General features: G+C 73.7%; 23 protein-coding genes. 10 read left to right on the forward strand and 13 right to left on the reverse strand.

What is annotated here, in order from left to right; all coding sequences use genetic code 11:
• Positions 1-185: 185 nt before the first annotated feature.
• Positions 186-3,194 carry a helix-turn-helix transcriptional regulator gene (locus tag ACWGL3_RS06345; RefSeq protein WP_452460970.1) on the reverse strand — a complete coding sequence of 1,003 codons (3,009 nt, stop codon included), beginning with the start codon at positions 3,192-3,194 and terminating at the stop codon, positions 186-188.
• A gap of 211 nt (positions 3,195-3,405) precedes the next feature.
• Between ACWGL3_RS06345 and ACWGL3_RS06350 the strand changes: the two genes are divergently transcribed.
• Together ACWGL3_RS06350 and ACWGL3_RS06355 are read left to right on the forward strand one after the other, a co-directional pair.
• Entirely contained in the window at positions 3,406-3,894 is a 489-nt protein-coding gene (locus ACWGL3_RS06350; protein ID WP_267949979.1) for an anthrone oxygenase family protein, read from the forward strand.
• Positions 3,895-4,112: 218 nt separating this feature from the next.
• Positions 4,113-5,027, forward strand: a complete 915-nt coding sequence (locus ACWGL3_RS06355) for an aminoglycoside phosphotransferase family protein (RefSeq protein WP_267949980.1) — start codon at positions 4,113-4,115, stop codon at positions 5,025-5,027.
• Positions 5,028-5,245: 218 nt separating this feature from the next.
• Here the strand turns inward: ACWGL3_RS06355 and ACWGL3_RS06360 are convergent, their stop codons facing one another.
• Positions 5,246-6,121: an aminoglycoside phosphotransferase family protein gene (locus ACWGL3_RS06360; RefSeq protein WP_267949981.1), complete on the reverse strand. Its 876-nt coding sequence runs from the start codon at positions 6,119-6,121 to the stop codon at positions 5,246-5,248.
• 1,168 nt (positions 6,122-7,289) lie between these two features.
• Positions 7,290-8,093 (reverse strand): SDR family NAD(P)-dependent oxidoreductase, encoded by an 804-nt coding sequence (locus ACWGL3_RS06365; RefSeq protein ID WP_267949982.1) that lies wholly within the window; start codon positions 8,091-8,093, stop codon positions 7,290-7,292.
• A gap of 87 nt (positions 8,094-8,180) precedes the next feature.
• Here ACWGL3_RS06365 and ACWGL3_RS06370 point away from each other — a divergent pair, with 87 nt between their 5' ends.
• On the forward strand, positions 8,181-9,029 hold the full coding sequence (locus ACWGL3_RS06370; RefSeq protein WP_267949983.1) for a helix-turn-helix transcriptional regulator: 849 nt from the start codon (positions 8,181-8,183) through the stop codon (positions 9,027-9,029).
• A gap of 85 nt (positions 9,030-9,114) precedes the next feature.
• Here the strand turns inward: ACWGL3_RS06370 and ACWGL3_RS06375 are convergent, their stop codons facing one another.
• From ACWGL3_RS06375 to ACWGL3_RS06395, 5 genes are all read right to left on the reverse strand, one after another.
• Complete coding sequence (locus ACWGL3_RS06375) at positions 9,115-10,569, reverse strand: FAD-dependent oxidoreductase (RefSeq protein WP_267949984.1); 1,455 nt, start codon at positions 10,567-10,569, stop codon at positions 9,115-9,117.
• 92 nt (positions 10,570-10,661) lie between these two features.
• Complete coding sequence (locus ACWGL3_RS06380; protein ID WP_452460971.1) at positions 10,662-12,734, reverse strand: molybdopterin oxidoreductase family protein; 2,073 nt, start codon at positions 12,732-12,734, stop codon at positions 10,662-10,664.
• Positions 12,731-14,140 (reverse strand): MFS transporter, encoded by a 1,410-nt coding sequence (locus ACWGL3_RS06385; RefSeq protein ID WP_452460972.1) that lies wholly within the window; start codon positions 14,138-14,140, stop codon positions 12,731-12,733. Before ACWGL3_RS06385 ends, ACWGL3_RS06380 begins: the two co-directional genes overlap by 4 nt.
• A gap of 212 nt (positions 14,141-14,352) precedes the next feature.
• Complete coding sequence (locus ACWGL3_RS06390; protein WP_267950592.1) at positions 14,353-14,598, reverse strand: hypothetical protein; 246 nt, start codon at positions 14,596-14,598, stop codon at positions 14,353-14,355.
• A gap of 220 nt (positions 14,599-14,818) precedes the next feature.
• Entirely contained in the window at positions 14,819-15,274 is a 456-nt protein-coding gene (locus ACWGL3_RS06395; RefSeq protein WP_267949987.1) for an Lrp/AsnC family transcriptional regulator, read from the reverse strand.
• Positions 15,275-15,381: 107 nt separating this feature from the next.
• Here ACWGL3_RS06395 and ACWGL3_RS06400 point away from each other — a divergent pair, with 107 nt between their 5' ends.
• Together ACWGL3_RS06400 and ACWGL3_RS06405 are read left to right on the forward strand one after the other, a co-directional pair.
• On the forward strand, positions 15,382-15,792 hold the full coding sequence (locus ACWGL3_RS06400; protein WP_267950380.1) for a DUF2000 domain-containing protein: 411 nt from the start codon (positions 15,382-15,384) through the stop codon (positions 15,790-15,792).
• An 83-nt stretch (positions 15,793-15,875) separates the two neighbouring features.
• A complete protein-coding gene (locus tag ACWGL3_RS06405; RefSeq protein WP_267949988.1) occupies positions 15,876-16,868 on the forward strand; it encodes a GNAT family N-acetyltransferase in 993 nt (330 codons plus the stop codon).
• 49 nt (positions 16,869-16,917) lie between these two features.
• Here the strand turns inward: ACWGL3_RS06405 and ACWGL3_RS06410 are convergent, their stop codons facing one another.
• Positions 16,918-17,481, reverse strand: coding sequence for a hypothetical protein (locus tag ACWGL3_RS06410; protein WP_452460973.1), 564 nt, complete (start codon positions 17,479-17,481; stop codon positions 16,918-16,920).
• 130 nt (positions 17,482-17,611) lie between these two features.
• Between ACWGL3_RS06410 and ACWGL3_RS06415 the strand changes: the two genes are divergently transcribed.
• Both ACWGL3_RS06415 and ACWGL3_RS06420 read left to right on the forward strand, forming a co-directional pair.
• Positions 17,612-18,109 carry a hypothetical protein gene (locus tag ACWGL3_RS06415; protein WP_344175888.1) on the forward strand — a complete coding sequence of 166 codons (498 nt, stop codon included), beginning with the start codon at positions 17,612-17,614 and terminating at the stop codon, positions 18,107-18,109.
• Positions 18,110-18,113: 4 nt separating this feature from the next.
• On the forward strand, positions 18,114-20,252 hold the full coding sequence (locus tag ACWGL3_RS06420) for an ATP-binding protein (RefSeq protein WP_452460974.1): 2,139 nt from the start codon (positions 18,114-18,116) through the stop codon (positions 20,250-20,252).
• Here ACWGL3_RS06420 and ACWGL3_RS06425 read toward each other — a convergent pair.
• A complete protein-coding gene (locus ACWGL3_RS06425) occupies positions 20,239-20,487 on the reverse strand; it encodes a hypothetical protein (protein WP_352982590.1) in 249 nt (82 codons plus the stop codon). The genes ACWGL3_RS06420 and ACWGL3_RS06425 overlap by 14 nt on opposite strands.
• A gap of 194 nt (positions 20,488-20,681) precedes the next feature.
• Here ACWGL3_RS06425 and ACWGL3_RS06430 point away from each other — a divergent pair, with 194 nt between their 5' ends.
• Both ACWGL3_RS06430 and ACWGL3_RS06435 read left to right on the forward strand, forming a co-directional pair.
• Positions 20,682-21,548 carry a helix-turn-helix domain-containing protein gene (locus ACWGL3_RS06430; protein ID WP_452460975.1) on the forward strand — a complete coding sequence of 289 codons (867 nt, stop codon included), beginning with the start codon at positions 20,682-20,684 and terminating at the stop codon, positions 21,546-21,548.
• A complete protein-coding gene (locus ACWGL3_RS06435; RefSeq protein WP_267949992.1) occupies positions 21,545-21,790 on the forward strand; it encodes a DUF397 domain-containing protein in 246 nt (81 codons plus the stop codon). Before ACWGL3_RS06430 ends, ACWGL3_RS06435 begins: the two co-directional genes overlap by 4 nt.
• A gap of 39 nt (positions 21,791-21,829) precedes the next feature.
• On the opposite strand, the gene ACWGL3_RS06440 is transcribed toward ACWGL3_RS06435, so the two are convergent.
• The 3 genes from ACWGL3_RS06440 to ACWGL3_RS06450 all read right to left on the reverse strand — a co-directional run bounded on the left by ACWGL3_RS06440 (position 21,830) and on the right by ACWGL3_RS06450 (position 24,881).
• Positions 21,830-22,372, reverse strand: coding sequence for an NUDIX domain-containing protein (locus tag ACWGL3_RS06440; protein ID WP_267949993.1), 543 nt, complete (start codon positions 22,370-22,372; stop codon positions 21,830-21,832).
• Between the two features lie 90 nt (positions 22,373-22,462).
• Complete coding sequence (locus ACWGL3_RS06445) at positions 22,463-23,962, reverse strand: DUF2716 domain-containing protein (protein ID WP_452460976.1); 1,500 nt, start codon at positions 23,960-23,962, stop codon at positions 22,463-22,465.
• Entirely contained in the window at positions 23,955-24,881 is a 927-nt protein-coding gene (locus ACWGL3_RS06450) for an MBL fold metallo-hydrolase (protein WP_267949995.1), read from the reverse strand. The genes ACWGL3_RS06445 and ACWGL3_RS06450 overlap by 8 nt, the downstream gene beginning before the upstream one ends.
• Before the next feature lie 191 nt (positions 24,882-25,072).
• Here ACWGL3_RS06450 and ACWGL3_RS06455 point away from each other — a divergent pair, with 191 nt between their 5' ends.
• The gene (locus ACWGL3_RS06455; RefSeq protein ID WP_267949996.1) at positions 25,073-25,567 is read left to right on the forward strand and encodes a hypothetical protein; all 495 of its coding nucleotides are present in this window, start codon (positions 25,073-25,075) and stop codon (positions 25,565-25,567) included.
• Positions 25,568-25,643: the final 76 nt, after the last annotated feature.

Below are 25,643 nucleotides of genomic sequence, written 5' to 3' on the forward strand. Positions count from 1 at the left end.
TCGGACGCCTCGTTCCGTGTGTCGGGGCGCCGGAGCGGATGTCCGCCCGGCCCTTCGGGGCATGGTCTCGGATCGGGGCCGGACGGGGAAGCGGTTTTTCGCGGGCGCGGGCCCCGTGCGGGCACAGGGGCGGAAGGCCCCCTCCCCGCACCGGGACCGGTGTGCCCGGGAGGGCGGGGCCCGGGTCAACCGGAGCCGGCGGCGGCCCCGTCCCCGTGGTCCCGGCCCGGTACCGAGGCCAGGTCCCGGCGCGAACGCAGCCCCAGCTTGGCCAGCGCGTTGGCCACATGGGTCTCCACCGTGCGCGGTGACAGGTGCAGCAGGGCCGCGATCTCCCGGTTGGTGCTCCCCCGCCCGGCCAGGGCCGCGATCTCCCCCTCACGCGGGGACAGGCGGGGGTCCCGCGGGCCGCGCCCGCCCGCCGGGGCGGCCACCACCCCGTGCGCGCGCAGCGCACGGCGCACCCGCGCCGCGTCCCAGGCCGCGCCCAGCGCCGTGTACTCCTCCAGCGCTGCCCGCAGCCCCGCCACGCCCTCCTCCTCGGACCGGCCCCCGGAGCGGTCCAGTCTCGTGTGGGCCGCGGCCTCGCGGACCTGGGCGGCGTCGTAGGGGCGCGGCATGGCCCGGTAGGCGGACGCGGTCTCGGCGTACAGGTGCAGCGCCCGGTCCCCCTGGCCGCGGTGCCGGGCCAGGGCGGCCTCGAACCGCCCCAGGGCCGCCGCGGCGGCCGGGGCGCCGGTGCCGCGCAGTCCCGCCCGGAAACGGGCGCACAGGTCCTGGGCCTCCGCGTCGCGCCCGGCCGGGATCAGCGCCTCCATGCCCGGGACCAGGTCGGCCGCCCACACCCACACGCCCTTGCTCGCCACCAGAGACACCAGGCCCTCCACCCGGGACCACGCCTCCCCGGGGTCGCCCCTGGCGATCGCCAGGCGGGCCAGCAGCCCGGCGGCGAACGCGCGCACGGGAACCGCGTGGTCGGGGTCGGGCGCCGCGGGGCCGTCCCCGGGGGCGGGTTCGAGGAGCGCCAGGTGGGACCGGGCGCCGGCCGGGTCCCCCTGGGCCAGGGCCAGTGCGGAGCGCACCAGGGTCAGCTCGGCGGCGACCGCGTGCAGGTGGGCCAGGCGCGCGGGGCCCAGGTGGCGTTCGGCCTCCTCGTCCAGGCCCGCCCAGTGGCCGCGCTGCCAGTCGAGGATCAGCCGGAGCGCCTGGGCGCTCTCGCGGATGTAGGACACCTCCGAGGCGATCGACCAGGTGGCGGCGTCCGACAGGTAGTGGTCGGCGCGCTCGTAGTGGCCGAGCATGACCGCGGCGTCGGCCAGGTTGAGCGAGGCGCGGGCGAACTCGCGGCGCCGCACGAGGGCCTCGGGCGTGGGCCGCACGTGTGGGGAACCGGGGTCGGGCAGGGCCGCTGTCCAGGCGGCCGGGTCCCCGACCTGGGCGAGCAGGGTGGCCTGGTTGACCGAGACGCTGTGGGCCACGGCCGGGTCCTTGCTGCGGTGGGCGGCCGAGACCGCCTGCTCCATCCACCTGCGGTGGGTGTCGACGGGGTCGGGGGTGCTGCGCGGCACGGCCAGGGCGCACATGGCGCGGGCCGCCAGGTCGGGGCGTGAGGTGAGTTCGGCGGCGGCCCGGACGAGTTCGCTGCGGGCGGTGCGCCCCTGCGCCGCCTGGTTGAGCAGGAGCAGGCCCAGCTCCATGCGCAGCTCGCCCCGGGAGGGCGCGGGCAGGCCGGGGGTGGCCAGGACGTCGCGCAGCAGGGCGATGGTGTGCTGGGCGGAGATCCCGGTCAGGGCGGCGCGGCCCAGTTTGAGGGCGAGGTCGCAGCGGCGCCCGGCGGGCAGGGTGGGGCGGGTCAGGGCGTCGCGCAGCAGGGTGACGGCGCTGGCGTCCTCGCCCTGGGACAGGGCCTGGTCGGCGGCGCGTTCGGCGTGGTCGGTCCACTCCTCCACGAGTCCGGCCTCACGGGCGTGGCGGGCCAGGCGGGCGTGGGGAGGCGCGGGGCCCCGGGACAGGGCGGTCAGGGCGGCCCGGTGCAGGTGGCGGTGCTTGCCCAGGGGTAGGGAGTCGTGGCAGACCCGGCGCAGGAGAGGGGTGCGGACCTCCAGGGCCGCCGGGCCGGCGGGCCGCAGCAGGCCGAGCCGGCAGGCGCGGGAGAGCGCCCTCTCCGCGCGGGAGGGGCCCAGGTCCGCGACCCGGGCCAGGACGTCGTCGGCGGCGGGGGCCTCCAGGACGCAGGCGGCGCGCACCAGGTGGCGGGTGTCGCGGTCCAGGGCGTGCAGGCGTTCGAGGAACCAGTCGCGCAGGGTGGGGGGTACGGGCGGCTCCTCCGGGACGGCGGGGCCGGCGCCGGGCCCGGTGGCGGCGCGGGCGCAGGCCAGGTGGTGCAGGGTCTCCACGGCGGCCAGGGCCAGGCCTCCGGTCCAGGCGTGCAGGCGTTCGGCGTCCTCGGCGGTGACCCCTGCCCCTGCCCCGGCCCCGGTCCCGGCCGGGGGCGGGGCGGCGGTCTCGGCGGCCGGGTCGGCGGGTGCTGTGCGCGGAGCGGTCGCACCGCAGGGGGCGGCGTCCAGGAGCCGGGAGGCCAGCGCTAACAGGTCGCGGGGGTTCAGCGGGGCCAGGGCGAGTTCGTGGTGCGGGGTGCCCGGCGGGGTGCGGGCGGCCAGCGCGTGGACGGGGAAGGACCGGGGCAGTTCCTCGGGTCTGTAGGTCAGTACCAGGCACAGGTGGGCGGGCAGGCGCGGCGCCAGGTAGTACAGCAGGTCCCGTGTGGCCGGGTCGATCCCGTGCACGTCCTCCAGGACGAGCACCGTCGGGCCCAGGGAGTCCATGAGCTCGGTGAGGGCCCGGTAGGTGCGGTGGTGCTCGGCCGCCGGCGAACAGGCGGGCGGGGGCGGCGGAGGCAGCCGCTCGGCGTGCTCGGGCATGAGGGGGTGCAGGGCGCCGCACAGCGGGCTGAGCCCGCCGGGGATCGTCGCCCGGCGAAGGGCCTCGATGACGGGGGCGAAGGGGAAGGGTTCGTCCCGGGAGGGGCAGTACCCGGTCAGGACCGTGGCGTCCACGGCTCCGGGGAGCTCCCGGACCAGGCGGGTCTTACCCGATCCCGCGGCCCCGGACAGCAGGACCAGGGACCCGGGGACCGCCGCGGTGCGCAGCTGTTGTCGTTCCTTCTCACGGCCGACGAGCGGGGGGAAGCACACCTACCGACGGTATAGCGGCAGGGGGCGGCGGAGAAGGGGGTCGGGGCGCGCACTCAGGTGTTGACGCGCCGGAAACACAGGACACCGTGCCCGGGCGCCCCGCAGGGCGACAACGGTCCCGGCCGCCCGCGTCCGCAGGGGCGCGCGACCACCGGTTCCGGGCATACAATCCGCCCAGAGGACCGCGACAACAGGAAAACCGGGGTACGAAATGGCGGACATGGTGTACGCGGTCGTCCCGGTGGCCGCCACAGTGTTGACGGGCCTGTTCGCGGGGCTGTTCTTCGGGTTCTCGATCGCCGTCATGCCCGGCCTTGGGCGGGCGGGCGACCGCGCCATGATCGAGTCGATGCAGGGCATCAACGTCGCCATCCTCAACCCCCTTTTCGCGGCTGTGTTCATCGGCGCCCCGGTGGGGGCGCTGGCCTCGGTGGTGCTCCACACCAGTGCGGCCGAGACCGCTTCCGCGGTCTGGTTCGGCGGGGCGCTCGCCTGCCTGGTGGCGGCCCTGGGCATCACCTTCGGGGTCAACGTGCCTCGCAACAACGCCCTGGACGAGGCCGGCCCCGCCGAGCGGATCGCCGACCCGGCGGCGGTGCGCGGCGCCTTCGAACCGGTGTGGGTGCGCTGGAACCACCTGCGCTCCCTCGCCTCCGCGGTGGCCCTGGTCTGCGCCGTCGTGGCCCTGACCGTGCGCTGACCGACCGCCGGAGAACCCCCCGGCGACCGGGTCGACAGGCGCGACCGCCGGGTGCGGCGGGAGCGCCCACGCAACGCCCCCGGCCGTCGCGCCCCCGCCTCAGGGGAGGCGGTGGACCTGCGCCGGGTCCGGGGCCGCCCGATCACCCGGGACCGCCCCGACCGAGCCCCGGCCCGGGGGCTCGGAGGCGGTGCGGCCGGGGTCTACTGTTGCCTCCCATGACCCGCACCGAGATCGACATCACGGGGGAGCTCGTCCGCGGCCTGCTGCGTGAACAGCACCCCGACCTGGCCGACCTGCCCCTGAGCCTCGGGGCGCGTGGCTGGGACAACCAGCTGTGGCGGCTGGGCGACGATCTCGCCGTCCGGCTGCCGTGGGCGACGGAGTCCGCCGACGCGCTGCTGCACAAGGAGTACGCCTGGCTGCCCTTCCTCGCCCCGCGCCTCCCCCTCCCGGTCCCCGTCCCCCAGCGCCTCGGCGAGCCCTCCCAGCGGTTCCCGCGGCCCTGGATCGTCACCACCTGGGTACCGGGCACGCCCGCCGACCGCGCTCCCGCCACGCGCGCCGGGGCCGCGGCCGACGGCCTGGCCGCCTTCCTCACGGCCCTCCACCGGCCGGCCCCCGTGGGGGCGCCCGCCGGCCGCGACCGCGGGGGGCCGCTGGCCGGGGCCGCCGAGCAGTTCGCCGAGCAGCTCGACACGGCCACCGGGCTGGGGCTGGTCCCCGACCCGGACGCGGTCCGCGCCGTCTGGGAGGACGCCGTCGCCGCTCCCGTCTGGGCAGGCCCGGCGCTGTGGCTGCACGCCGACCTGCATCCGGCCAACGTCCTCACCGAGAACGGCGCCTTCTGCGGGGTGGTCGACTTCGGGGACCTGTGCGCGGGCGATCCGGCCTACGACCTCGCCGCCGCCTGGACCCTGCTGCCGGACGGCGCCGCCGACCGCTTCCACGACGCCTACCGCCCGGGCGCGGACGCCGCGACCCTGCGCCGTGCCCGCGGTTGCGCGGTGCTGCGCGCCCTCGTCGGGATCCTCGTCGGCGACGCCGGCGAGCACGGGCGCCCCGGCGGCAAGGCCGCCTGGGGCCCGCCCGCCCGCGCCGCCCTGCGGCGCCTCACCGCCCCGGCCCGCTGAACGGGGCCCGGCAGGGGGTCGAGGAGGGTTGCCGCAGGATTCGGCGGTAGGTGGCTGTCCGTGCCGCGTCCACTCCCGGACACGGAGCGGCCGGTGCCGGGCGGCGGGGCATGCTCACCGGGATCGGGCGCAGCCCGAGCGCCCCGGAAGGGAGTACCCGTGTGCACACCCCTCGCCCTTCGCCCTCACCACCACCGCCGAGTCCGGGCCGGCGCGGGTCAGTCCGTTACGGGGTCGGCGAGGACGTGGGACAGGACGCGGCGCTGCACGCCTCGCTGGTCGGGGCTCGACAGCCCGGCCATGGTCACCAGCGCCTTCCACAGCGCCCAGCCGCGGGCCCTTCGCCAGGTGTCGGACGGAAGGCCGACAGCCTCGCGGAAGACCGGGCGCTCCTCGGCCGTGAAGAACGTCCAGGCCATGACGAGGTCGCACGCCGGGTCGCCCACGGAGCAGCAGCCGAAGTCGATGACCGCGGACAGCGTGCCGTCGGTGGTGAGCAGGTTCCCCGCGGCGACGTCGCCGTGGCACCACGTGGGGGCGCCCGACCAGGCGGAGCGCACCGCCTCGGCCCAGATGCGCCGGCACGAGGCGGAGTCCACGGCGCCGCCGAGCCGCTCCAGGGCCTGCTCGACCTGATGGCCGTACACGCCGGGGTGGCACCCGCGGTGGTGCGAGTGGGCCCCGGAGGCCGGGCCCGGACCGGTCGGGGCCCGGCGCAGGGCGGTCAGGAAAGCGCCGAGGTCGCGCGCCAGCCGCGTTCGGTCGATGCCGGTCGCGGCCTCGACGGTCACGCCGGGCAGCCAGCGCCGCACCGACCACGGGAACGGGTAGGCCGCCGCCGGCCGGCCGGTGGCGACCGGCACGGGTACCGCGAGCGGAAGATGCCCGGCCAGCCTGGGAAGGCAGCGGTCCTCCTTCGCCACGGCGGCGACGTAGCCCTCGCCGCTGGGCAGCCGCACGACCAGCTCGTCGCCGAGCCGGAACGTCCGGTTGTCCCAGCCCTGGCGGGCTACGGGGCGTACAGGGAGGTCGCGCCACCGGGGGAACTGCTCGGCGACCAGGGCGCGCACGAGCTCAGGGGTGATGTCGGCCATGGCCGACAGTCTGCAGGAGCCCCGCCCCCTCCGCAGCCTTCACCGCGGGGCCCAGCGCCCCGGTGCGAACGCCGCACGGCTACGTCCGGGCCGTGGTCGTCGACCCCGCCGCCTGCCCCGTACAACACGACGGTCTACCGATCCACATCAAGGCCCCTTCGTCCGGCATGGCGAATTTCAGGAGTCGTTGCGCGGGGGCTCTCTCGTACCCGGATCCGTCAACCAGGGTGACTCACCGCCAATAAGGTTCACTTGTCGGGGATGAGGTTGAGAAAAAGGCGCGCCCCCTGTTTGAATGCGAAGGTGAGGAGTCGACATCCTTGTTTTCCTCAACCTCATGAAAGCAGGGTGGGACCCTCGGCCTCTTCCGCCACTCGAGGAGCCCGTGCGAATGTCGGGGATCTGCGATATGACGGGTGCATGGTGACACTGCCGCTCTCCGATGTCCTCTCCCCACAAGGACGAGCCTTCCGGGCTGTGCCCCAATCCCACGTGTGACCGCTACGTGCAGTTCTTGCACGAGACGAACGCCCCTGTGCGCACACGGGTCCGGCCCGAGTTCGGTTACCACAATCCACAGAACCTTCCCGTGGGCATGTACTACCAGGTCTGGACCTGCCCGGTCCGCAAGCGGTCGGTGGTCGTTTTCGAAGAGCGTGACGGCTTCGACGGCCTGGAGTTCTCCGCCGAGGAGGTCGCCGACGTGGCCGACCTCATCTACGAGGCGCTCTTCCAGATCTACGTGCAGCCCGCCCAGCGTGCAGCGTTGCGGGCTTCAAGGAAGGCCAAGCGGAACGCGCACCGGGCTCGCAGGAAAGCCGAAGCGGCTGTCGTCCCCCTGGGTGATGCAGATGCTCAGGGCCCTCTCGCGGAAACGACGAGCGAAAGCCAGGGACATCCGTCCGGTGCTGCGCTCCTCCCCGACCCACGGGCCCGCGCGAGCCCCCGCCCACCCGCGGGCGGTCCCGGCGCGGCCGGGCGGGGCGTACGGGCCCCTCGTTCCGGCGCCGGAACGAGGGGGCTCCCTGCGGCCCGTGTCCCGGGCCGGGTCCGGGACACGGGCGACGCGGCGCGTCGTCGCGCCGGGCCCTGCGGGGTGCCGCCGACCGTGCCGCCCGTCGGCGGCGCGGACGCCGGAGGCCCCCTCCTACCGCCCGGACGTCCCCGATCACACCGTCTGCATGCCGCCGTCCACGGGCAGGACCGCCCCCGTCACGTAGGAGGCGCGGTCGCTGAGGAGCCAGGCGGCCGCCTGGGCGATCTCGTCGGGGTCGGCCGCGCGGCGCAGCGGGGTGCGGGCGTTGAGGTGGTCGATGATGCCCGGCGACCTCTCGTCCCAGCCGCGCATCATGTCGGTCAGCGTGGTGCCGGGGGCGATGGCGTTGACGCGGATGCCCTCCGGCCCGTAGGTGGCCGCCGCCGATTCGGTGAGGCTGTTGAGCGCCCGCTTCGCCGCACCGTAGGAGGGCAGCGCGGGGTTGCCCCTCAGGCTGCCGACGGAGGAGGTGTTGACGATGGCGCCGGTGCCGGAGGTGGCCCGGATGGCGGCCACCTGGGCGACCATGGCCGTCCAGGGGCCCCTGAGGTTCACGGCGTAGACGTGGTCGAAGTCGGCCTCGGTCGCCTGGTCCATCGGGCCTGGCGGCACGGCGGTCGCGCCGTTGTTGAAGGCGACGTCGAGGCGGCCGTACAGGGCCACGGCGCGGTCGACGGCGCCGCGGATGCTGTCGCCGTCGGCCAGGTCGCACACCGCGTGGTCGGCGGTTCCGCCCGCGGCCCTGATCTCCTCGGTCACCGCCTTCAGCTGTTCTTCGGTCCGGGCCGCGAGCAGCACCCTGGCGCCCTCCCGGGCGAACAGGCGGGCCGCGGCGGCGCCGATGCCGCGTCCGGCCCCGGTAACGAGGGCGACCTTGCCGGCCAGAAGGCCCGTGGCGGCGTGGGCGGGGGTGTCGGTGGTCTGTGCAGTGTTCATGGAGGTGAGCCTGGCGCGGACCGCGCGGCCGATCCAGGCACCGGCGGTACCTGGCTACCGCCCCCGGCCGGCGTGCACACTGGGGGCGTGGACAGAAGAGAGCTGGCCGGATTCCTGCGCGGCAGGCGTGAGCGCATCGCCCCTGCCGACGTGGGGCTGCCCGCCGGTCCGCGCCGCCGCACGCCGGGACTGCGTCGCGAGGAGGTGGCGCAGCTGGCGTACATCTCGACCGAGTACTACACGCGGTTGGAGCAGGCCCGCGGTCCGCGCCCCTCGCGCGAGGTGCTCTCGGGCCTCGCCCGGGCCCTGCGCCTGTCGGACGCCGAACGGGACCACCTGCACCACCTCGCCGGCGCACCGCCCGGGCCACCGGTCGGCCCCTCGCGCGAGGTGCGGCAGAGCATTCTCGACCTGCTGGGGCGCCTGCCGCAGGCCGCGGCGATCGTGCTGTCCGCGACCTACGAGGTGATCGCCTGGAACGACCTTGCGGCCGCGCTCCTGGGGGACTTCTCCGCTCTGCCCCGGCACGAGCGCAACCTCGTGCGCCACGCCTTCCTCGCACCGCGCTCGGACACGCGGCTGCACGACCCCGCCGAGGCGGAGGCGTTCGCGCGCGCCGCGGCCGGGCACCTGAGGGCTGCCGCCGCCCGCTACCCCGACGACCCCGAGGTGGCCGCGCTGGTGGGCGACCTCCTCTCCGGCAGCGCGGAGTTCGCCCGGCTCTGGGCCGACCACGACGTGCGCACCGGTCCCGGCCTGCGCAAGACCCTCCGGCACCCGCTGCTGGGCGCCCTCACCCTCAACTGCGACGTCCTGGACATCGCCGACCGGGACCAGCGGGTCGTGATCTACACGGCCGACCCCGGCTCCCCGGCGGAGGAGGCGCTGCGCCTGCTGTCGGTGGTCGGCACGCAGCGCATGGACGTGCCGGGCTGAGTGGGACCGGGGCGGCTCCGGTGCTTCGGGGACCGGTTCGGACCGGCGGGCGCAGCCCCTCCGGCCGGGGCTCCCGGCCCCGGGGTCAGGCGACCGGGGCGGGGGCCTGGGCACCCATCCCCGACAGCAGCGCGTTGACGTCGCGCACGCACCCGCCGCACCCGGTGGTGGCCCGCGTGGTCTCGGCGATGGCCTCGCGGGTGCGCGCCCCGTCCAGCCAGGCCTGCTCGATGTCGGTGCGGGTGACCGCGTTGCAGCGGCACACCGGCGCCTCCGCGACCGCGCCCTGCCCCTCGGGGGCGGCGGTCGGCAGCCCCTGCAGCAGGGCCAGCCGGTCGGCGGGCACCGGGGCGCCGGTGTCGAAGAGTTGGGACAGCGTCGCCGCGGCCTCGGGGAATCCCAGGAGCACCGCGCCCACCACCTTCTCCTCGCACACCGACAGCTTGGCGTAGCGCCCGCCGTAGGGGTCGCTGATGGTGACCGTCTCCAGCCCTTCGGCGTCGTCGGCCTCGTGCACCCTGCCGAACGCGGTCAGCTCGATGCCCTCGGCCTTGAGCCGGGTCAGCGGCCGGGCCCCGGTGTAGAGGGCGTTCGGCGCCGTTCCCGTGAGCCGCCGGGCCAGGACGCCCGCCTGCTCCCAGCCGGGCTGGACCAGGCCCGCGCCGCCGCCCGGGTGCTGGGCGCAGTCGCCGATGGCGTGCACGCGGGCGTCGGAGGTGGACAGGGCGTCGTCCACGAGGATGCCGTGCTCGACCCCGATCCCCGCGTCCGCGGCCAGTTCGGTGTTGCCGCGCACCCCGGCGGTGACCACCAGGGCGTCGCCGGGCAGGATACGACCGTCGTCCAGTTCCAGGCCGGTGCCCGGGATCCACCGGGAGGCCACCCGCCAGGAGTGCACGGCCACGCCCAGGGCGGAGTAGCGGTCGGCCAGGATCCGGGCGGCGGGCTGGTCGATCTGGCGGCGCATGATCCAGGGGGAGGACTCCACCACCGACACCCGGGCGCCGCGTCCCACCAGGCCGCGCGCGGCCTCCAGGCCCAGGACCCCGCCGCCCAGCACCACCACGGGCGCGCCGGGCCGGGCCAGGGCCAGCAGGCGGTGGCAGTCGGCCAGGTCGCGCAGGGCGGTCACCCCCTCCCCCGGCGCCCCGTCCGGCGCGGTCGCCCCGGTGATCGGCGGGAAGGCGGCGCGCGCGCCGGTGGCCAGGACCAGTTCGTCGTAGGCCAGGTGGCTGCCGTCGTCCAGGGCGACGGTGCGCCGCTCGGTGTCCAGGGCGGTGGCCGTGACGCCGGTGCGCACGGTCACCCCCGGGGTGTCGGGGACGGGGAGCCGGATCTGGTCGGCGCTGTAGTCGCCCGCGACGATCCCCGACAGCAGGACCCGGTTGTAGGCGGCGTGGGGCTCGGTGCCGACCACGCTCACGTGGACGCGCTCGCCCTTGGGGTCCAGGCGCGCCACCTCCTCGGCGAAGCGGGCTCCGACCATGCCGTTGCCGACGACCACGATCTGACGCGGGGACGCGCCCTGCACGGTGCTCAACTTCTGCCTCCTGGTGTGGGGTGTGCGTTCCCGGGCTGCGTCGGCCGGGTGGACGGGTGCGGTGCGGGCGGCGGCGCCCGCGGCGGACGGGATCAGAGCTCGGGTTCCAGGCGCACGGCGCTGACCTTGAACTCGGGCATGCGGCTGGTGGGGTCCAGGGCCGGGTTGGTGAGGTTGTTCGCGGCCTGGTCCCCGGCGAAGTGGAAGGGCAGGAACACGGTGTCCAGGCGCGCGGTGGGCGACAGGCGCACCCGGGCGCGGGTGCGGCCGCGCCGGGAGGTGACGCGGGCCCAGTCCCCCGCGGCCAGTCCGGCGCGGGCGGCCGTGTCCGGGTGCACCTCCACGTACGCCTCCGGTTCGGCCCGCCCCAGTTCGGGGACGCGGCGGGTCTGGGCGCCGGACTGGTAGTGGCCCATGAGCCGCCCCGTCGTGGCGACCAGCGGGTAGTCGGCGTCGGTGGCCTCGGCCGGGGGCCGGTGGGACACCGCGAGGAACCGGGCGCGGCCGTCGGGGTGGGCGAAGGAGTCCAGGAACAGGCGGGGCGTGGGCGCGGCGTCCGCGCGCACCGGCCAGTACAGGGCCTCGCCGGAGTCGAGCCGTGCGGGGGTGACCCCGGAGTAGTCGGCGGCGCCCCCCGCGGAGGCACGGCCCAGCTCGGCCAGGACGGTGTCGGGGTCGGTGGCGAAGCGCTCGGGGGGCTGGCCCAGCCGCACGGCCAGGTCGGAGAGCACCTGAAGGTCGGTGCGCACCCCGGGGGGCGGCTCGGCGGCCCGGTTGCGGCGCAGGACGCGCCCCTCCAGGTTGGTCATGGTCCCCGACTCCTCCGCCCACTGGGCGACGGGCAGGACAACGTCGGACATCGCGGCGGTCTCCGACAGGACGAAGTCGGCGGTGACCAGGAGGTCCAGGGCGGCCAGGCGGGAGCGCACGCGGCCGCTGTCGGGGGCGGAGACCGCCGGGTTGGAGCCGAACAGCAGCATGGCGCGCGGCCCCCCGGCGGTGCCCAGGGCGTCCAGGAGCTCGAAGGCGGAGCGGCCCGGCCCGGGCAGGGTGTCGGGTTCCACGCCCCACACCCCGGCGACGTGGGCGCGGGCGGCGGGGTCGTCGATCCGGCGGTAGCCGGGGAGCTGGTCGGCCTTCTGGCCGTGCTCGCGCCCGCCCTGGCCGTTGCCCTGCCCGGTGATGCACCCGTAGCCGGAGCCGGCGCGGCCGGGCAGGCCCAGGGCGAGGGAGAGGTTGATCCACGCCGAGACGGTGTCGGTGCCCTTGGCGTGCTGCTCGGTGCCGCGCCCGGTCAGGACGTAGGCGGAGCGGTTGCGCGCGGCGGCGCCGAGCAGGTCGGCGGCGGCCCGGATGTGCGCGGCGGGCACGCCGGTGACCTGTTCGGTGTGCTCGGGCCACCAGGCGGCGGCGTGCTCCCAGGCGGCCTCGAAGCCGGTGGTGCGGGAGGCGACGAACTCCTCGTCCACCCATCCCCCGACGCGTACGGCGTGGAGCAGGCCCAGGGCCAGGGCGAGGTCGGTGCCGGGGCGGGGAGCCAGGTGCAGGCCGCCGTTGTCGAGGGCGACCTGGGCGGTGGCCGAGCGGCGCGGGTCGACGACCAGGAGGGCGGGCGCGGACAGGTGGCCCATCATCGGCGGCATGGTCTCGGCGGGGTTGGCCCCGGCCAGCAGGACCGCCTCGGCCCCGCCGACGTCGGAGAGGGGGAAGGGCATCCCCCGGTCCAGGCCGAAGGCCCGCATGCCCCCGGCCGCGGCCGAGGACATGCAGAACCGGCCGTTGTAGTCGATCTGGGAGGTGCCCAGGGCCAGGCGTGCGAACTTGCCCAGGGTGTAGGACTTCTCGTTGGTGAGCCCGCCGCTGCCGAACACCGAGACGGTGTCGGGGCCGGACTCGGCGGCCAGGGCCAGCAGGCGCTCGGCCACGTGGTCCAGGGCGGTGTCCCAGTCCGTCTCCACCAGGTCCGAGTCGCGGTCCTTGCGCATCAGGGGCCGGGTGAGGCGGTCGGGGACGGTGAGGACCTCGGCGGAGGTCCACCCCTTGCGGCACAGTCCGCCACGGTTGGTGGGGAAGGGGGCCGGGCGGGCGGCCAGGCGCCCGTCCGGCCCGGGCTCCAGGCGCATGGCGCACTGCAGCGCGCAGTAGGGGCAGTGGGTGGTGGTCATCGCGTGGTGGTCTCCGCCGCGTCGGCCGCCGGTGCGGCGGTTCCGGCGGCCCGGGCGCCCTCGGGGGTGCGGGCGGGCTTGCGCAGGTAGACGGCCCAGGTGACCAGTGCGCACAGCAGGTAGAAGGCGCCGAAGGCCAGGAAGGCGGGCGCTGTCGACCCGGTGGCGGCGAACGACTCGCGGAAGGTCACGTTGATGGCGACCCCGCCCAGTGCGCCGACGGCGCCGATCAGTCCGAGCATGGATGAGGAGACGCGCTTGGTCCGGGACAGGGCCTCCTCGCGGGGCTCGCCCGCGGCGATGGCGTCCTCCGCCTTGGCGGCGTAGATGGACGGGATCATCTTGTAGGTGGAGCCGTTGCCCAGGCCGGTCAGGACGAACATGACCGCGAACGCGCCGATGAACAGGCCCAGCTGGGAGGCCTGGACGGCCAGGACGAGCACGGCGGCGCAGGCGGTCATGGCGGCGAAGACCCACAGGGTGACGCGGGCGCCGCCCAGGGAGTCGGCCATGCGTCCGCCGACCGGGCGGATGAGGGAGCCGATGACGGGCCCCAGGACGGCGATCCCGGCGGACTGGACGGGGGCCAGGCCGAACTGGGCCTGGAGCAGGAGCCCGAAGGCGAACCCCGTGCCGATGAACGACCCGAAGGTGCCGATGTAGAGCAGCGACATGATCCAGAAGTGGCGGTCGCGCGTGGCCGAGAGCTGCGCGGGGATGTCGCTGCGCACGTTGACCAGGTTGTTCATGGACCGCCACGCCCACCAGGCGGCGAGGAGGATCAGCGGGGCGTAGAAGAGGGGGACCAGCTGCCCGGCGGAGGTGGTGAACAGGGCGATGACGGCCAGGCCCACGAGCTGGACGGTGGCGACCCCGATGTTGCCGCCGCCGGCGTTCAGGCCCAGCGCCCACCCCTTCTCCCGTTCGGGGAAGTAGGAGTTGATGTTGGCCATGGAGGAGGAGAAGTTGCCGCCGCCCAGGCCGGCGGTGGCGGCCAGGGCCAGCATCAGCCAGAAGGGCGTGTCGGGGTTCTGGACGAGGAGGAACGCCGCGCCCGTGGGGATCAGGAGCAGGGCGGTGGAGACGATGGTCCAGTTGCGGCCGCCGAAGATCGGCACGGCCAGGGTGTAGGGCACGCGCAGGATCGCGCCGACCAGGGTGACCGCCGACAGGAGCAGGAACTTCTGCTCGGGTGTGGTGGAGAAGCCGTGTTCGGGGAGCATGAACAGCACGAGGACCGACCAGATGCTCCACACGGAGAACCCGATGTGCTCGGAGGCGATGGAGGCCCACAGGTTGCGGCGGGCCACGGGACGGCCCTCGCTGTTCCAGAACCCCTCGTCCTCGGGGTCCCAGCGGGAGATCCAGCTCTTACCGGTGCGCTGGGCGCGCTGGCCAGACGTCACGACCGGGCCTTCCTTCTCGACGGCTGATGGCGGATTCGACGGATACCGATGAAACCGAAGGTAGGAAGCCCGCGTTGCCTGGACGTGTCGGGCCGTAACACGCGGGAAACAGTCGGCTCACCCGGGCGCCGTGCGGGCGGTGAGGCCGACGTTCTCGCAGGTGGGGGTCGTGGCCTCGGCGCGGGGGTGTGGCAGGGGACACGTCGGGTCGGTCAGTCCTTCTTGTCGTCGCCCCCGGCGTCCGTGTCGCCGTCGGTCTCCTCGCCCTCGTCCCGGTCCTCGTTCTCGGCGCCGTCGTCCTCGGGCTCGTCGCCGCCGCCGGTGAACGAGCCGAGAGCGACGCCGAGGGCCAGGCCGATGCCGATGCCCAGGGCCAGGTTGTCCATGACCAGACCGAAGGCGGCGCCGAGGGAGAGCCCCAGGGCCAGGCCGATGCCGATGTTGTTCTTCGTGCTCATGCGTTCCTCGTGTCCGGTGGCGGCCGGGGCCGTGTCGTCCGCACACGCCCCGTGATTCCCAGGCGTCACAAAGGTAGCGTGGTCGGCGTTCTCGTCCCACTCGGAGACGAACAGGTGGGTACCCGCCCCGGTCCCCCGTCCGGCGGTCGGATGTTGCGAGGCGGGCGCGGGGCCGTCCGCCCCGGGGCGGGGGCGGGCGGGGCCCTCCCGGCGGAGGGCGTCAGTCGAGCGGCGCGACGACGTGCTTGCGGGCGCTGTCGTAGATGATCTGGCTGCGGAAGCTCGTCACCTCCCGCCGCTGGGTGAGCCTGTCGATGAGGAAGCTGTGCAGGGTGTCCAGCGAGGGCACCGACACGTGCACGAGGAAGTCCTGTTCGCCGGCCACCACGTAGACCGCCAGCACCTCGGGCAGGGCGAACATCGCCGCCTTGAACCCCTCGATGACCTGGCGGCTGGGCGGGCGCAGCTGCACCGACACGAACGCCTCCACCGGCCTGTTGAGCGCGGCCGGGTCGATGTCGGCGTGGTAGCCGCGGACGACCCCGCGCCGGTGCAGCAGCCGGACCCGTTCCAGGCAGGTGGAGGGGGCCACGCCGAGTTTCTGGGCGAGGGAGCGGTTGGTCTGCCGCGCATCCTGCTGGAGTTCGCGCACGATCGCCGAATCTAGTTCGTCCATGCCCTCCAGCCTAGAAGCCGTGGCGAATAGTGTTCGGAACCAGCCCTCAACCCGCGTGCGTATGGCTAGTTTCTGGACGGCTGGAACGTCATATGAACGGGGAAATCATGACCATGGACACCAAGCTCGTCGTCATCCTGCGCGAGGACCTGCCTCCCGCGATCGCCGCCAACGCCGGCGTGGTGCTCGGGCTGGCACTGGGCGGACGCCTGGAGAACTCCGTGGCCGCCGACACCAAGGACGCGGACGGCGGGGTGCACGCCGGGCTCAACCCCCACCCGGTGCCGACGCTGGTCGCCTCCGGCGAGCGGCTGCGCGAGATCAAGGCCGGGGCGGACGAGCAGGACCTGACCGTGGTGGGGTTCAACGAGGTGGCCCGCCGGTCCCGCGACTACGGCGCGTACATGGACGCGCTCGCCGCCACCCCGGCGAGTGACCTGGAGTACGCGGGCGTGGCACTCCACGGCCCCCGCACCGTGGTCAACAAGCTCACCCGGCAGCTGCCCCTCATGCGCTGAGGCCGGGGCGCGCACCCGGCGGCCGACCCGCGCCGGGCGGGCCGTGGTGGGACACCCGGCCACTCGTGTGGCACGGTGGCACTGTGAGATCCCTGGTGGAAGTCCTCGACCCCTCCACGGCCCCGCACGCCGACCTGGCAGCGTGGGCCTCGGTCTACGCCGACGGGCAGAGCGAGGTGTCCGGCAGCGCTCCCGAACCGGAGGCCCTGGTGCGGCAGCTGCTCCGGACACCGGCCGGGGAGGCGTGGCGCTGGTCGGCCCGGGCGGAGCCGGGCGATCCGGTCCAGGGGGTGGCGGAGCTGCGCCGCCAGCCGCACGACGTGAGGCTCGGCTTCCTGCGCCTCTTCGTCGACCGGGCGGCGCGCCGCCGGGGGCTGGGACGGGCCCTGCGGGAGGCGGCCGCCGCCGAGGCGCGCTCCCTGGGCGTGGTGGGACTCCAGAGCACGGTGCTGGCCGGGCCCCCGGGGGAACCCTTCGCCAACAGCAGCCCCTACCTGCGCACCCTGCTGCGCCTGGAACTCCAGAGGCAGTACCTGGACGAGGAGACCCTGCGGCGCTGCTGGGGCGTCGCCTCCAGGCCCAGGCCCGGATACCGGCTCACCCACTGGCTGGACGAGGCCCCCGACGCCCTGGCGGCGTCCTTCGGCCGTGTGCTGGACCACGTGCTCGACTCCCCCGGGGCGATCCTCCAGACGGGTGCGCGCAGCTGGGGCGCGGACCAGGTGCGCGAGTGGGAGCGCCGGATGACCGACGACGGCTCGCGCCTGGTGGTGGGGGCGGCGCTGGACCGCACCACCGACGAGGTGGTCGCCGCCACGGTGAGCACGGTGACGCGGGGCCCGGTGGCCGACCAGCACGACACGGCCGTCCTGCCCGGGCACCGGCGCCGGGGCCTGGCCAGCCGGGTCAAGGCCACCCAGGCACTGCGCGTCCACGACCTGTTCCCGCACGTGGAGGCCATGGCGGTGACCATCAACCGGGAGAACGCCCCGATGCTGGCGGTCAACCGCTCCCTGGGCTACCAGAGGGTCAGCGAGCGGCTGCTCGTGGAGGAGTCGCTGGTCCACGAGGGGTGAGGAGCGGTTGCGGCGCGGCCGGGTTCCGACGGCGCGGTGTTCCGGCGGCTCAGTCGCGGTAGCGCGCCGTGAGCGCCTCCAGCTCCTCCAGGGAGGCCACGCGTTCGACCTCGGCCCCGGTGAGCTGGTCGATCATGTGCCGGTAGCCGTGAGCCTGCTCCCTGGTGGGCAGGCCCCCCGTGTGGAGCAGGGGCAGACCCAGCTCCATGCCGCACACCGCCCGCGGCTGCACCCGGTGGGGGCGGCTCGCCACCGACCAGGCCACCCGGACGGCGTGCTCGTTGCCCGGCGGGACCCCGGGGCGGTCGACCTCGCGGGCCGCGTAGCGGAACCCGTCGGCCAGGTCGCAGGGGACGCAGCCGCGTTCGCCCGACCCCAGGCTCTCGCCGCACCCCTCGCAGGTCAGGCGGTCGAGCGCTGCGTCGACCACCCGCCACTCGAACTGGTCGGGGCCCTCGGCCACCAGCCGGGCCAGGTCCTGTTCCTCCGGGCTGCCCGGCTCGGCGCCCCAGGCCGCGCACACCCGCGACCAGGCCCGCTCGACCTCCGCGCCGATCAGCTCCATGGCCTCGGCCAGTTCCCGGCTGCGCCACCGCCGGCGCGTGCTCCCCATACGGGCACGCTAACCCGGACCCCTTCGGGGCGCGAGGGGATTTCCGCCCTCGCACGGGGAACCGTGCGGGATGCTGGACTCTCCTATCCGCAGGGGTTTCCCGCCCCTGTCACGTGAAAGGCGGCGCACAGTGGAGTTCGACCCGGCGATGTTGGCCGACGAGGGGTCCAAGGTCCTCGTGCAGGAGATGACCCGGACCGGCTGGGAGCTGGTGAAGGGCGGTTTCGCCCGGGTGTTCGGCCGCGGCGAGGCCGACGAGGCGACCCTCGCCGAGCTGGAGACTTCGCGCGAGGAGGTCCTGGAGGAGGACGAGGAGCTGACCGAGAGCGTGCGGGGGATGTGGAAGGTGCGGCTGCGCCAGCGCCTGAAGAACGATCCCGAGGCCGTCGCGGAGCTGCGTGCCCTCCTGGACGAGATCGCGCCCGAGCCGGAGATCCGGGGCGGTGTCACCAACATCCACCACGGCGACGTCCGGGACCAGGGCATCCTCATCCAGGCCGGGAGCATCGAGGGGGGCGTCCACCGCCACACCTACCAGGGCGACCACGTCGACATGCGCGGCGCGAAGGCTGGCGGCGACGTGATCGGGACCCAGTACAACGACGGAAACCGCCGCCGGAAGAGCTGACCACGTGGGCAAAAAGAAGAAAAAGTCCCCCAAGAAGTCCGGCTCGCGCGTCGACATGCGCGAGCCGGTGCCCCGGAGGGACGCCATCGGGGTGCAGAACAACTACGCCCCGCCCGAGGGTGCGGCGGCCCCGGTGCTCGGGCTGCCCCAGGTGGATCCGGGGTTCACCAGCCGTGACACGGAGCTGGGCAGGGTGCTGGCGCTCCTGGACCCCGAGGGCACCGCCCAGGCGGGGCTGGTGGTGGCCGAGGGGATGGGCGGTGTCGGCAAGACACAGCTGGCCCTGGTGGTGGGGCACGAGGCGCTGGCCCGGGAATGGTTCGCCGGAGCGCTCTTCATCGACCTGCACGGGTACACCACGCCCGTCGACGGCGACCGAGCGGTGGAGTCCTTCCTGCACGCCCTGGAGGTGCCCACACAGAGGTGGCCCGCCGACGCCGACGGCAAGCGGGCCCTGTACCGGTCGGCGCTGGAGAGGCGCGCCGAGGACCTGGGCGGCCCGATCCTGGTCGTGGCGGACAACGCCTCCCACGCCGACCAGGTCAGGCCACTGCTTCCGGGGCAGACTAGACACCGTGTGCTGATCACCTCGCGCGACAGACTTACCTCTCTCCATTCGCGCAGGATCGTGCTCGGCCACCTCGACGAGGCCCATTCCGTGAGCCTGCTCAGCGAATCCCTGCGCATCGTCGACCCTGGAGACGAGCGCGCGAACGACACCGGCGCCCTCGCCCGTGTGGCGAAGACCTGCGGGGGTCTTCCCCTCGCCCTGCGCATCTGTGCCGCCGTTCTGTCGGCCGCCCCGGACATGTCCACCGGCGAGCTCGCGACGACCCTGGAGGACGCCGAGTCCCGTCTGGTCCACCTCCGGGACGACTCACGGAACCTGCGCGCGGTGTTCGAGCAGTCCCTCGCTCGCCTGTCGAAGGACGCCGCCGAGATGCTCGCCCTGCTGGGGCTCGCTCCCGGGCCGGACATCTCCACGACGGCCGCATCCGTGCTGGCGGGTGGTACGGAGCAGGAAACTCTCGTCTCCCTGCGAGCTCTGGCCTCGGCTCACCTGGTCAGCGGCAAGGAAGGGCGTTGGCGTATGCACGACCTGGTCGCCGACTACGCCGCTTCCCTGGCCAGTGGGAAGAACGAGACTGGCCGTTACCCCCGAGCCCGGCGCCGCCTCCTCCAGCACTACACAGCCGTCGCACGGGACGCAGACAGCCATCTTGAAACACGTCCCGGCAAGGAACCGTCGACGGCTTTCAAAGACCAGGCCGCGGCGCTGGAGTGGCTCGACACCGAACGCGCGGTCCTTCTCGACGCCGTGTATACGGCCCAGCGTTTCTCGCATACAGAAGTGGAGATCGGACTGCCCTTCGCGTTGTCCGTATACCTCGACAGTCGAAGAGGCTTCCACGACATGGAAGTCGTCAGCCGGATCGTTCTGCGCGCATCCCGGCGAACCAGCCTCCACGGAAGCGAAGCAGCGGCGTGGAACAACCTGGGATTGGCGCTGCGGAAGGTGGGCCGGTTCGAGGAAGCCATCAACGCCCACCAACGCGCCCAGAACATGCACCAGCGGCTCGGAAACACCCACAACGAAGCAGCGGCGTGGAACAACCGGGGATTGGCGCTGCGGAAGGTGGGCCGGTTCGAGGAAGCCATCAACGCCCACCAACGCGCCCAGAACATGCACCAGCGGCTCGGAAACACCCACAACGAAGCGATGGCGTGGAACAACCGGGGGCTAGCGTTGCGAGAGATCGGGCGCTTCGAGGAAGCCATCAACGCCCACCAACGCGCCCAAGCCATATATCAACAGCTCGGTGACACCTACCTTAAGGCGACGGCCTGGAACAACCTGGGGCTAGCGTTGCGAGAGATCGGGCGGCTCGAGGAAGCCATCGTCCTGCTGAACCGTGCGGTCGACTACTTCGTGTCCTCCGGGGACGAGCACAGCGAAGGGCACACACGCTACGAACTTGGGCTGACGTGGATGGCGGCCGAGGATCCCGACAGCGCGGTCCCCTGTCTAGAGCGAGCTGTTGAACTCCTGGGGGCCGACAACGACCCCCACTTGCACGGCAAGGCCGCCCGGGCCTTGGCGGAGGCGCGGGCGGCCCTCGGACGACCGGTCAGCACCAGGTGACGACTCCGCCGAACCGGCAGGCGAAGCGCTCGACGTCACCGAAGCTGTGGATGCCGCCCGGCCTGTCGACCGGGCGGGCCAAGCCGCCCCGCGCCGGGTGGAACACCCCGTAGTACGCGTGCACGAGGTCGTCGGTGTCCTCGTCCCACACGTCCACGTAGAACGCCCGTGGGCGGTCCTCGGAATCGGCGTTCTGATAGACAGGAGCGGGATCGACGGGATTGTTCGCGTCCATGCGTGCCTTCCTCTGGTTCCCGGCCCGAGCGGGGAGCGACCAACTGTTCCGCTCGGGCCTTCTTGCGCTTGCCAGACCAATCCGCCTCCACACCTTCTCTGTGCAGGCGGGATTACACACTGCTACAGTAGGTCACACGTTCTAGGTGCACAAGCTTTTCTATAAGAAGCTTCCACGGCCCCCAGGAGGCTCACATGGCCGCTGTCAGGAAACCCAAACGAGTGACACTGCGGGGACGTTGGTTGGGCCAACGCCTACGAGACCTGCGCGAGGCAGAGGGTCGCACCATCGAAGAGGTGGCCGACTATCTCCAGCGTGCGATGGGTACTGTGAGCCGCTTCGAGACGGGCATCTACCCCATCCGACGCACGGAGGTCGTGGCACTGCTCGACCTGTACGGTGCCAACGATCCGAAGCTGCGCGCAAACCTGCTGAAGATCGCTGACGACGTGTGGCAGACAGGCTGGTGGGAGGGGTACGCGAACGATGTCGTGGATTGGCTCATCGATTTTGTGTGGCTGGAAGAGTTGGCGATTGAACACTGGCTATTCCAGAGCACGGTGGTTCCGGGCATCCTTCAGACCGAGCCATATGCCCGTGCGCTTGTAGCGGCCGCCAATCCAGAAGCCACGGATGAGCAGATGGAGCGCTGGGTCGAGTTGCGGATAGCCCGCCAGGCTCTGCTGAGTCGAGAGAATCCTCCATCACTCCGGGTCGTGCTGGACGAGTCCGTGCTGCGTCGACACGTCGGGTCTTCGCGCATGATGCGCTCTCAGCTCCAGGCCCTCAACCAGGTGGCTGAGCAGGATCACATGGACATACGCGTTCTCACATATGAGGCAGGCAGTCATGCGACGCTGAGCAGTGGATCGTTCGCCGTATACCGGATGGAGGACCCTTATCCTGAGGTCGGCTACGTCGAGACCCCCAAGGGTGCCCTCTACATCGAGACTCCCGACTCCGACTCGATGATGGAAATGTACGATCGCCTGTGGGAAGTCTCCCTCTCTGCCGAGGAATCGGCGGAGTTCATCTTCACTGTCAGCAAGGAACTCACGTGACCGACAAGCAGACGCAGGCCACCGATCCTCAGGTGCTGGAAGGCGCTGCCTGGCACATCAGCAGCTTCAGTGCCGACCGGGGCGGGAACTGTGTCGAGGCCGGTCCGCTGAACGACGGGACGGGCCGGGTCGCGGTCCGCCACAGCCACTTCCCCGACGGTGCGACGATCCTCTACACCCGCCAGGAATGGGAGGCCTTCACCCGGGGCGTCCGCGCCGGAGAATTCGACTTCCCCGAATAGGTCCGTGGCGCGGGGCCGGGCCCGCCGACCTGGAACCCCTCAGACCCGGTGGCCGTCGAGGGAGCAGGCGTACAGGTACAGGAGCGCGTTCATGGACGTGCCGCCGACCAGCTTGCGCTCCCGCACGAGTGCGGGGACCCGGTCCAAGGGGACCCACTCGATGCGCTCCGCCTCCCAGGTGTCGGTGGGCTCCCCCATGTGTTCGGCCCCGTCGGCGACGAACACGTGGTGCTCGCTGTCCATCAGCCCGTGGGAGGGCTGGGCGTACACCAGCGGCCGCAGCGGGCCGGGCCGCCACCCCGTCTCCTCCTCGACCTCGCGGGCCGCGGCCGCCTCGGGGGCCTCTCCCTCGTGCAGGCCGCCCATGGGGATCTCGTAGGTCCAGGTGTCGGTGATGAACCGGTGCCGCCACAGGAGCAGCACGTTGCCGTTCCCGTCCCGCACCACCGCCCCGGCCCCGCCCCGGGTGCGGATCAGCCTGTGGCCGAACCGCTTCCCGCCGGGCAGCTCGACGTCGGCGATACGGACGTCGAGCCACGGGTCGGTGTAGAGGGGCTTCTCCGAGTGGACGGTCCAGCGCACGAGTGCTCTCCCGGTGAACGAGGGTGGTGGCCGCCGACGGCGACGCCGTGGGTGTACCCCTGCGGGATGCTCCCCACCCGGGCCCGGAGGTCACGCGTGACCGACCTCGCGCCCGTCCCTCCGCCTCGGCTCCCCCAGAACCTGGGTGAGAGCGTCCTCCACCCGGGCGAGCAGATCGCGTCCGAACACGCACAGGCTGCCCTCCCACGGATGTCCGAACGTTCCCAGGCGCAGGTCACGGGTCGCATAGATGTAGTAGTCCCCGTCGGGGAGAACCTGCCCTGGAGCTCGGGGCAGGCCGGGACCCTCCACCCGGGCGGGGTCGAACCGGTAGCCCTGGTGGTTCCAGTCCAACCAGTACAGGGGTTCGCCGGGTAGGACGGAGTCCAGAAGGCCGCGCAGCACCGTGTCCTCGATCGCCTCGTCGGGACCGTCCAGGAACCAGGTGGCGGAGTCCGGGGGTTCGACGATGCCCGGGTATCTCTCCACGCTGGGGGCGAAGGAGAAGCGTTCGTCGAAGCGGTCCCACAGGTCGTCGTGCTCCGGATCGGAGAGGAGCATCTGGACGGGGCGCGTGGTGGCGGGGGTGCCAGGCGGAACCCAGTGGTAGGAGCGCACCGTGGTGATCTCGTGGAACCCCGAGCGCCGGAGCACGTCACGGAGCGGGCCGTCCGCCTCGGCGAGCATGAAGCGGGCTCCGGAGTTGAACCAGTCCCACCAGCGGGGCCAGGACGGGCCGAGTCGGCGCGCCCGCAGGGAGGGGAAGACCGGGTTCGGCTCACTCATCCCGCCGACGGTCACGAACGGTGTTCCTGTGAGCACCGAGGCCCACCCCACCGCTCGCAATCGGTCCGGGGACCCCTCGTCCACCAGGTGCAGCGTCCGGTCGGCGTGGTCGAACCCGTCCACGCGCGCCTCGGGCAGCGGGGTCCGGTGCGGACCTGAGGCGTCGGCGATTTCGAGGGCCCGAGTTGAGGGGTGGATGCCGGCTTCGATCAGTCGGAAACCCGGCGGGGGGTCGGCCTCCGGTATGTCCTCCACCGGTGCGACCAGCACGGACCGCTCCCATCCGGGGGTGAAACCGGCGCCGGTCAGGGCCTCGGCCAGGGCCGGGCTGTCGTGCGCGTGCACTCGCCACTCGACCGGTTCGACCCGCCTGGCGAACTCCTCCTTCTGGCGCAGGACGAGGCGGGTCAGGTCGGCCCCGGCGGTGTCGCGGTGGTCGACCTGCCCGTGGGTTCCGTAGTGGACGCGCACCAGCGGTCCGTCCTGTGCGACGACCGCCCCGAGCGGCGAGGGCACCGGGACGCGGGCGCGTACCAGGGCGTCGTAGAGGGCCAGGGGGTCGTCGGCGTCCGTTCCCGGTGCCTTGCTCCCGGTGGCCCCGTTCAGCGGTGGGTCCCGGCCGTGCCGCCGGAGGGGCCTCCGGACCTCGACGTCCGGGCCCCGTCCACCGCGTGCTGCCGGACGGTTGGGGCAGATTTCCCTGTCGTGCCTGTGGCCATGGGCGGGATCCTGCAGTCCTGCCACGACGCGGAGGTCCGCGTCGGTGCGGGATCCGGAGCGGCAGTCGTTCGCGGTCTCAGGCAAGGCCCGCCCAGGGGTCCTCGCGCCGCCACAGGGTGGGGAAGTGCAGGGAGACCCCCTGTTCGGCGGCGAGCCCGCCGAGGACGCGCATGGTGGTGTCCAGGTCGTCCGCGGGGCGGGGCAGTGCGCGCAGGGGTTTGTCGAGTGGTCGGAAGAAGTCGTCCCAGTGGATGAGGACGGCCCGGCGCGCCCCCACCGCCCCGACCGTCTCGTGCCAGTAGGTCCGGATGTAGTCGTCGTCCCGGCTGCCGAGCTGTCCCACGCCGAGGTAGGCCACGTCGGCGGAGTGCCCGGCGAGGGCGCCCGGCACGAACCCGGCGCTCCCCTGGATCAGCGCGGAGGCGCCGCCGGTGTGCCGCAGCAGGAGGGACCACGCCTCGCCGCAGCGGTACGCGGAGACCCGGACCGGGGGTGTGACGGGCGCGTCGATGTCCCCGGGGAAGCGGTCGGGCGGGCAGTGGCGGGACTCGACCGGGGTCAGGGTGAACGGGCCGTACGCCAGGGGTTCGCCCGGCACGGCGCGGACGATCCTGTCCTCGGGCAGGCCGCCGCCGCGCCCGATGTTGGCGGTGGACGCGCCGCCGACCAGGCGGGCCCCGGTGCGCAGGGCGACCGCCGCCGAGTCCATGGCGTGGTCGAAGTGGGTGTGCACGGGGAGCAGGGCGTCGAGCGTGGCCACCCCGGCCCGCGCCAGGGCGGCGTCGATCCGTGCGGGGTCGGGGGCGATGCGCCGCAGGCCCACGGCGGTCAGTGACGGGCGGGAGAAGAACCCGTCGGTCATGACGGCCGAGTCCCCGTCCCGCACGAGGAGCGTGGAGACCCCCAGGAAGGTGACCGAGGGGCCGGGGCCGGCCCCGGCTTCCGGGAGGTCGAAGAGGCCGGTGCGGCGGGAGAGGTCGGGGCGACCGAGGCGGACCTTCATGGGGCGGAGTCTAACCAGGGCCCCTCCGGTCGGAGCGGCGCGGGAAGCCCTCCGGGCCGGCGTCGTCACCGAGAAGTGCCGAGTGACCGCCGGTGAACCGGCGGTTCCCCGGCCGGCGGGCACGGGATCCGGCGGCCGGCCCTCCCCCGCGGCCCGCGGAGCCGGGGCCGGGGCCGGAGGACAATGGGGACGTGCTCATCCGACGACTGCGCCACGCGGCCCTCCTGGAACATGTCAACATCGTCCTGATCGCGGTGGTGGCCCTCGGCGTCCTGGGCATGCCCGCGAGCCCCGCCAACCTGGCCGGGCTCGGCCTGGTCGCGCTGCTGCTCCTGGAGGGCGGGGCCTACTGGTGGCTCAAGGTCCACCAGCTCAGGGTCCGCGCGCCCCGCCCTCCCTGGATCGGCGTCTTCCGGACGCTGGGCCGCCTCAACCTCGCGCTGTTCGCCCTGGGCGGTGCCGTCATCGCCGGAGCCCTGGCCACCGGCGCGTCCGGCGCGCACGTGTGGCCGGGGGCTGCCCTGTGGGGGTTCGCTGTGCTGGAGCACGTCAACTACTTCCACCTCCAGCTCTCCCACCAGTGCCGGGCCGACCTGGCCCGGCTCCGCCGCACCCGGCGCCTGCACCCCTCACCGCTGGCCCGTGACCTGCGCGGCCACCGCGATCGCACGTCCGCTCCCCGGTAGCCGGGGCGACCGCGCGAACGGTGGCCGCAGCCCTGACGCACCCGGGCCGGGGCGGTCGTCAGGACGGACCGGCCGC

The organism is Nocardiopsis sp. NPDC055824 (assembly GCF_053616335.1).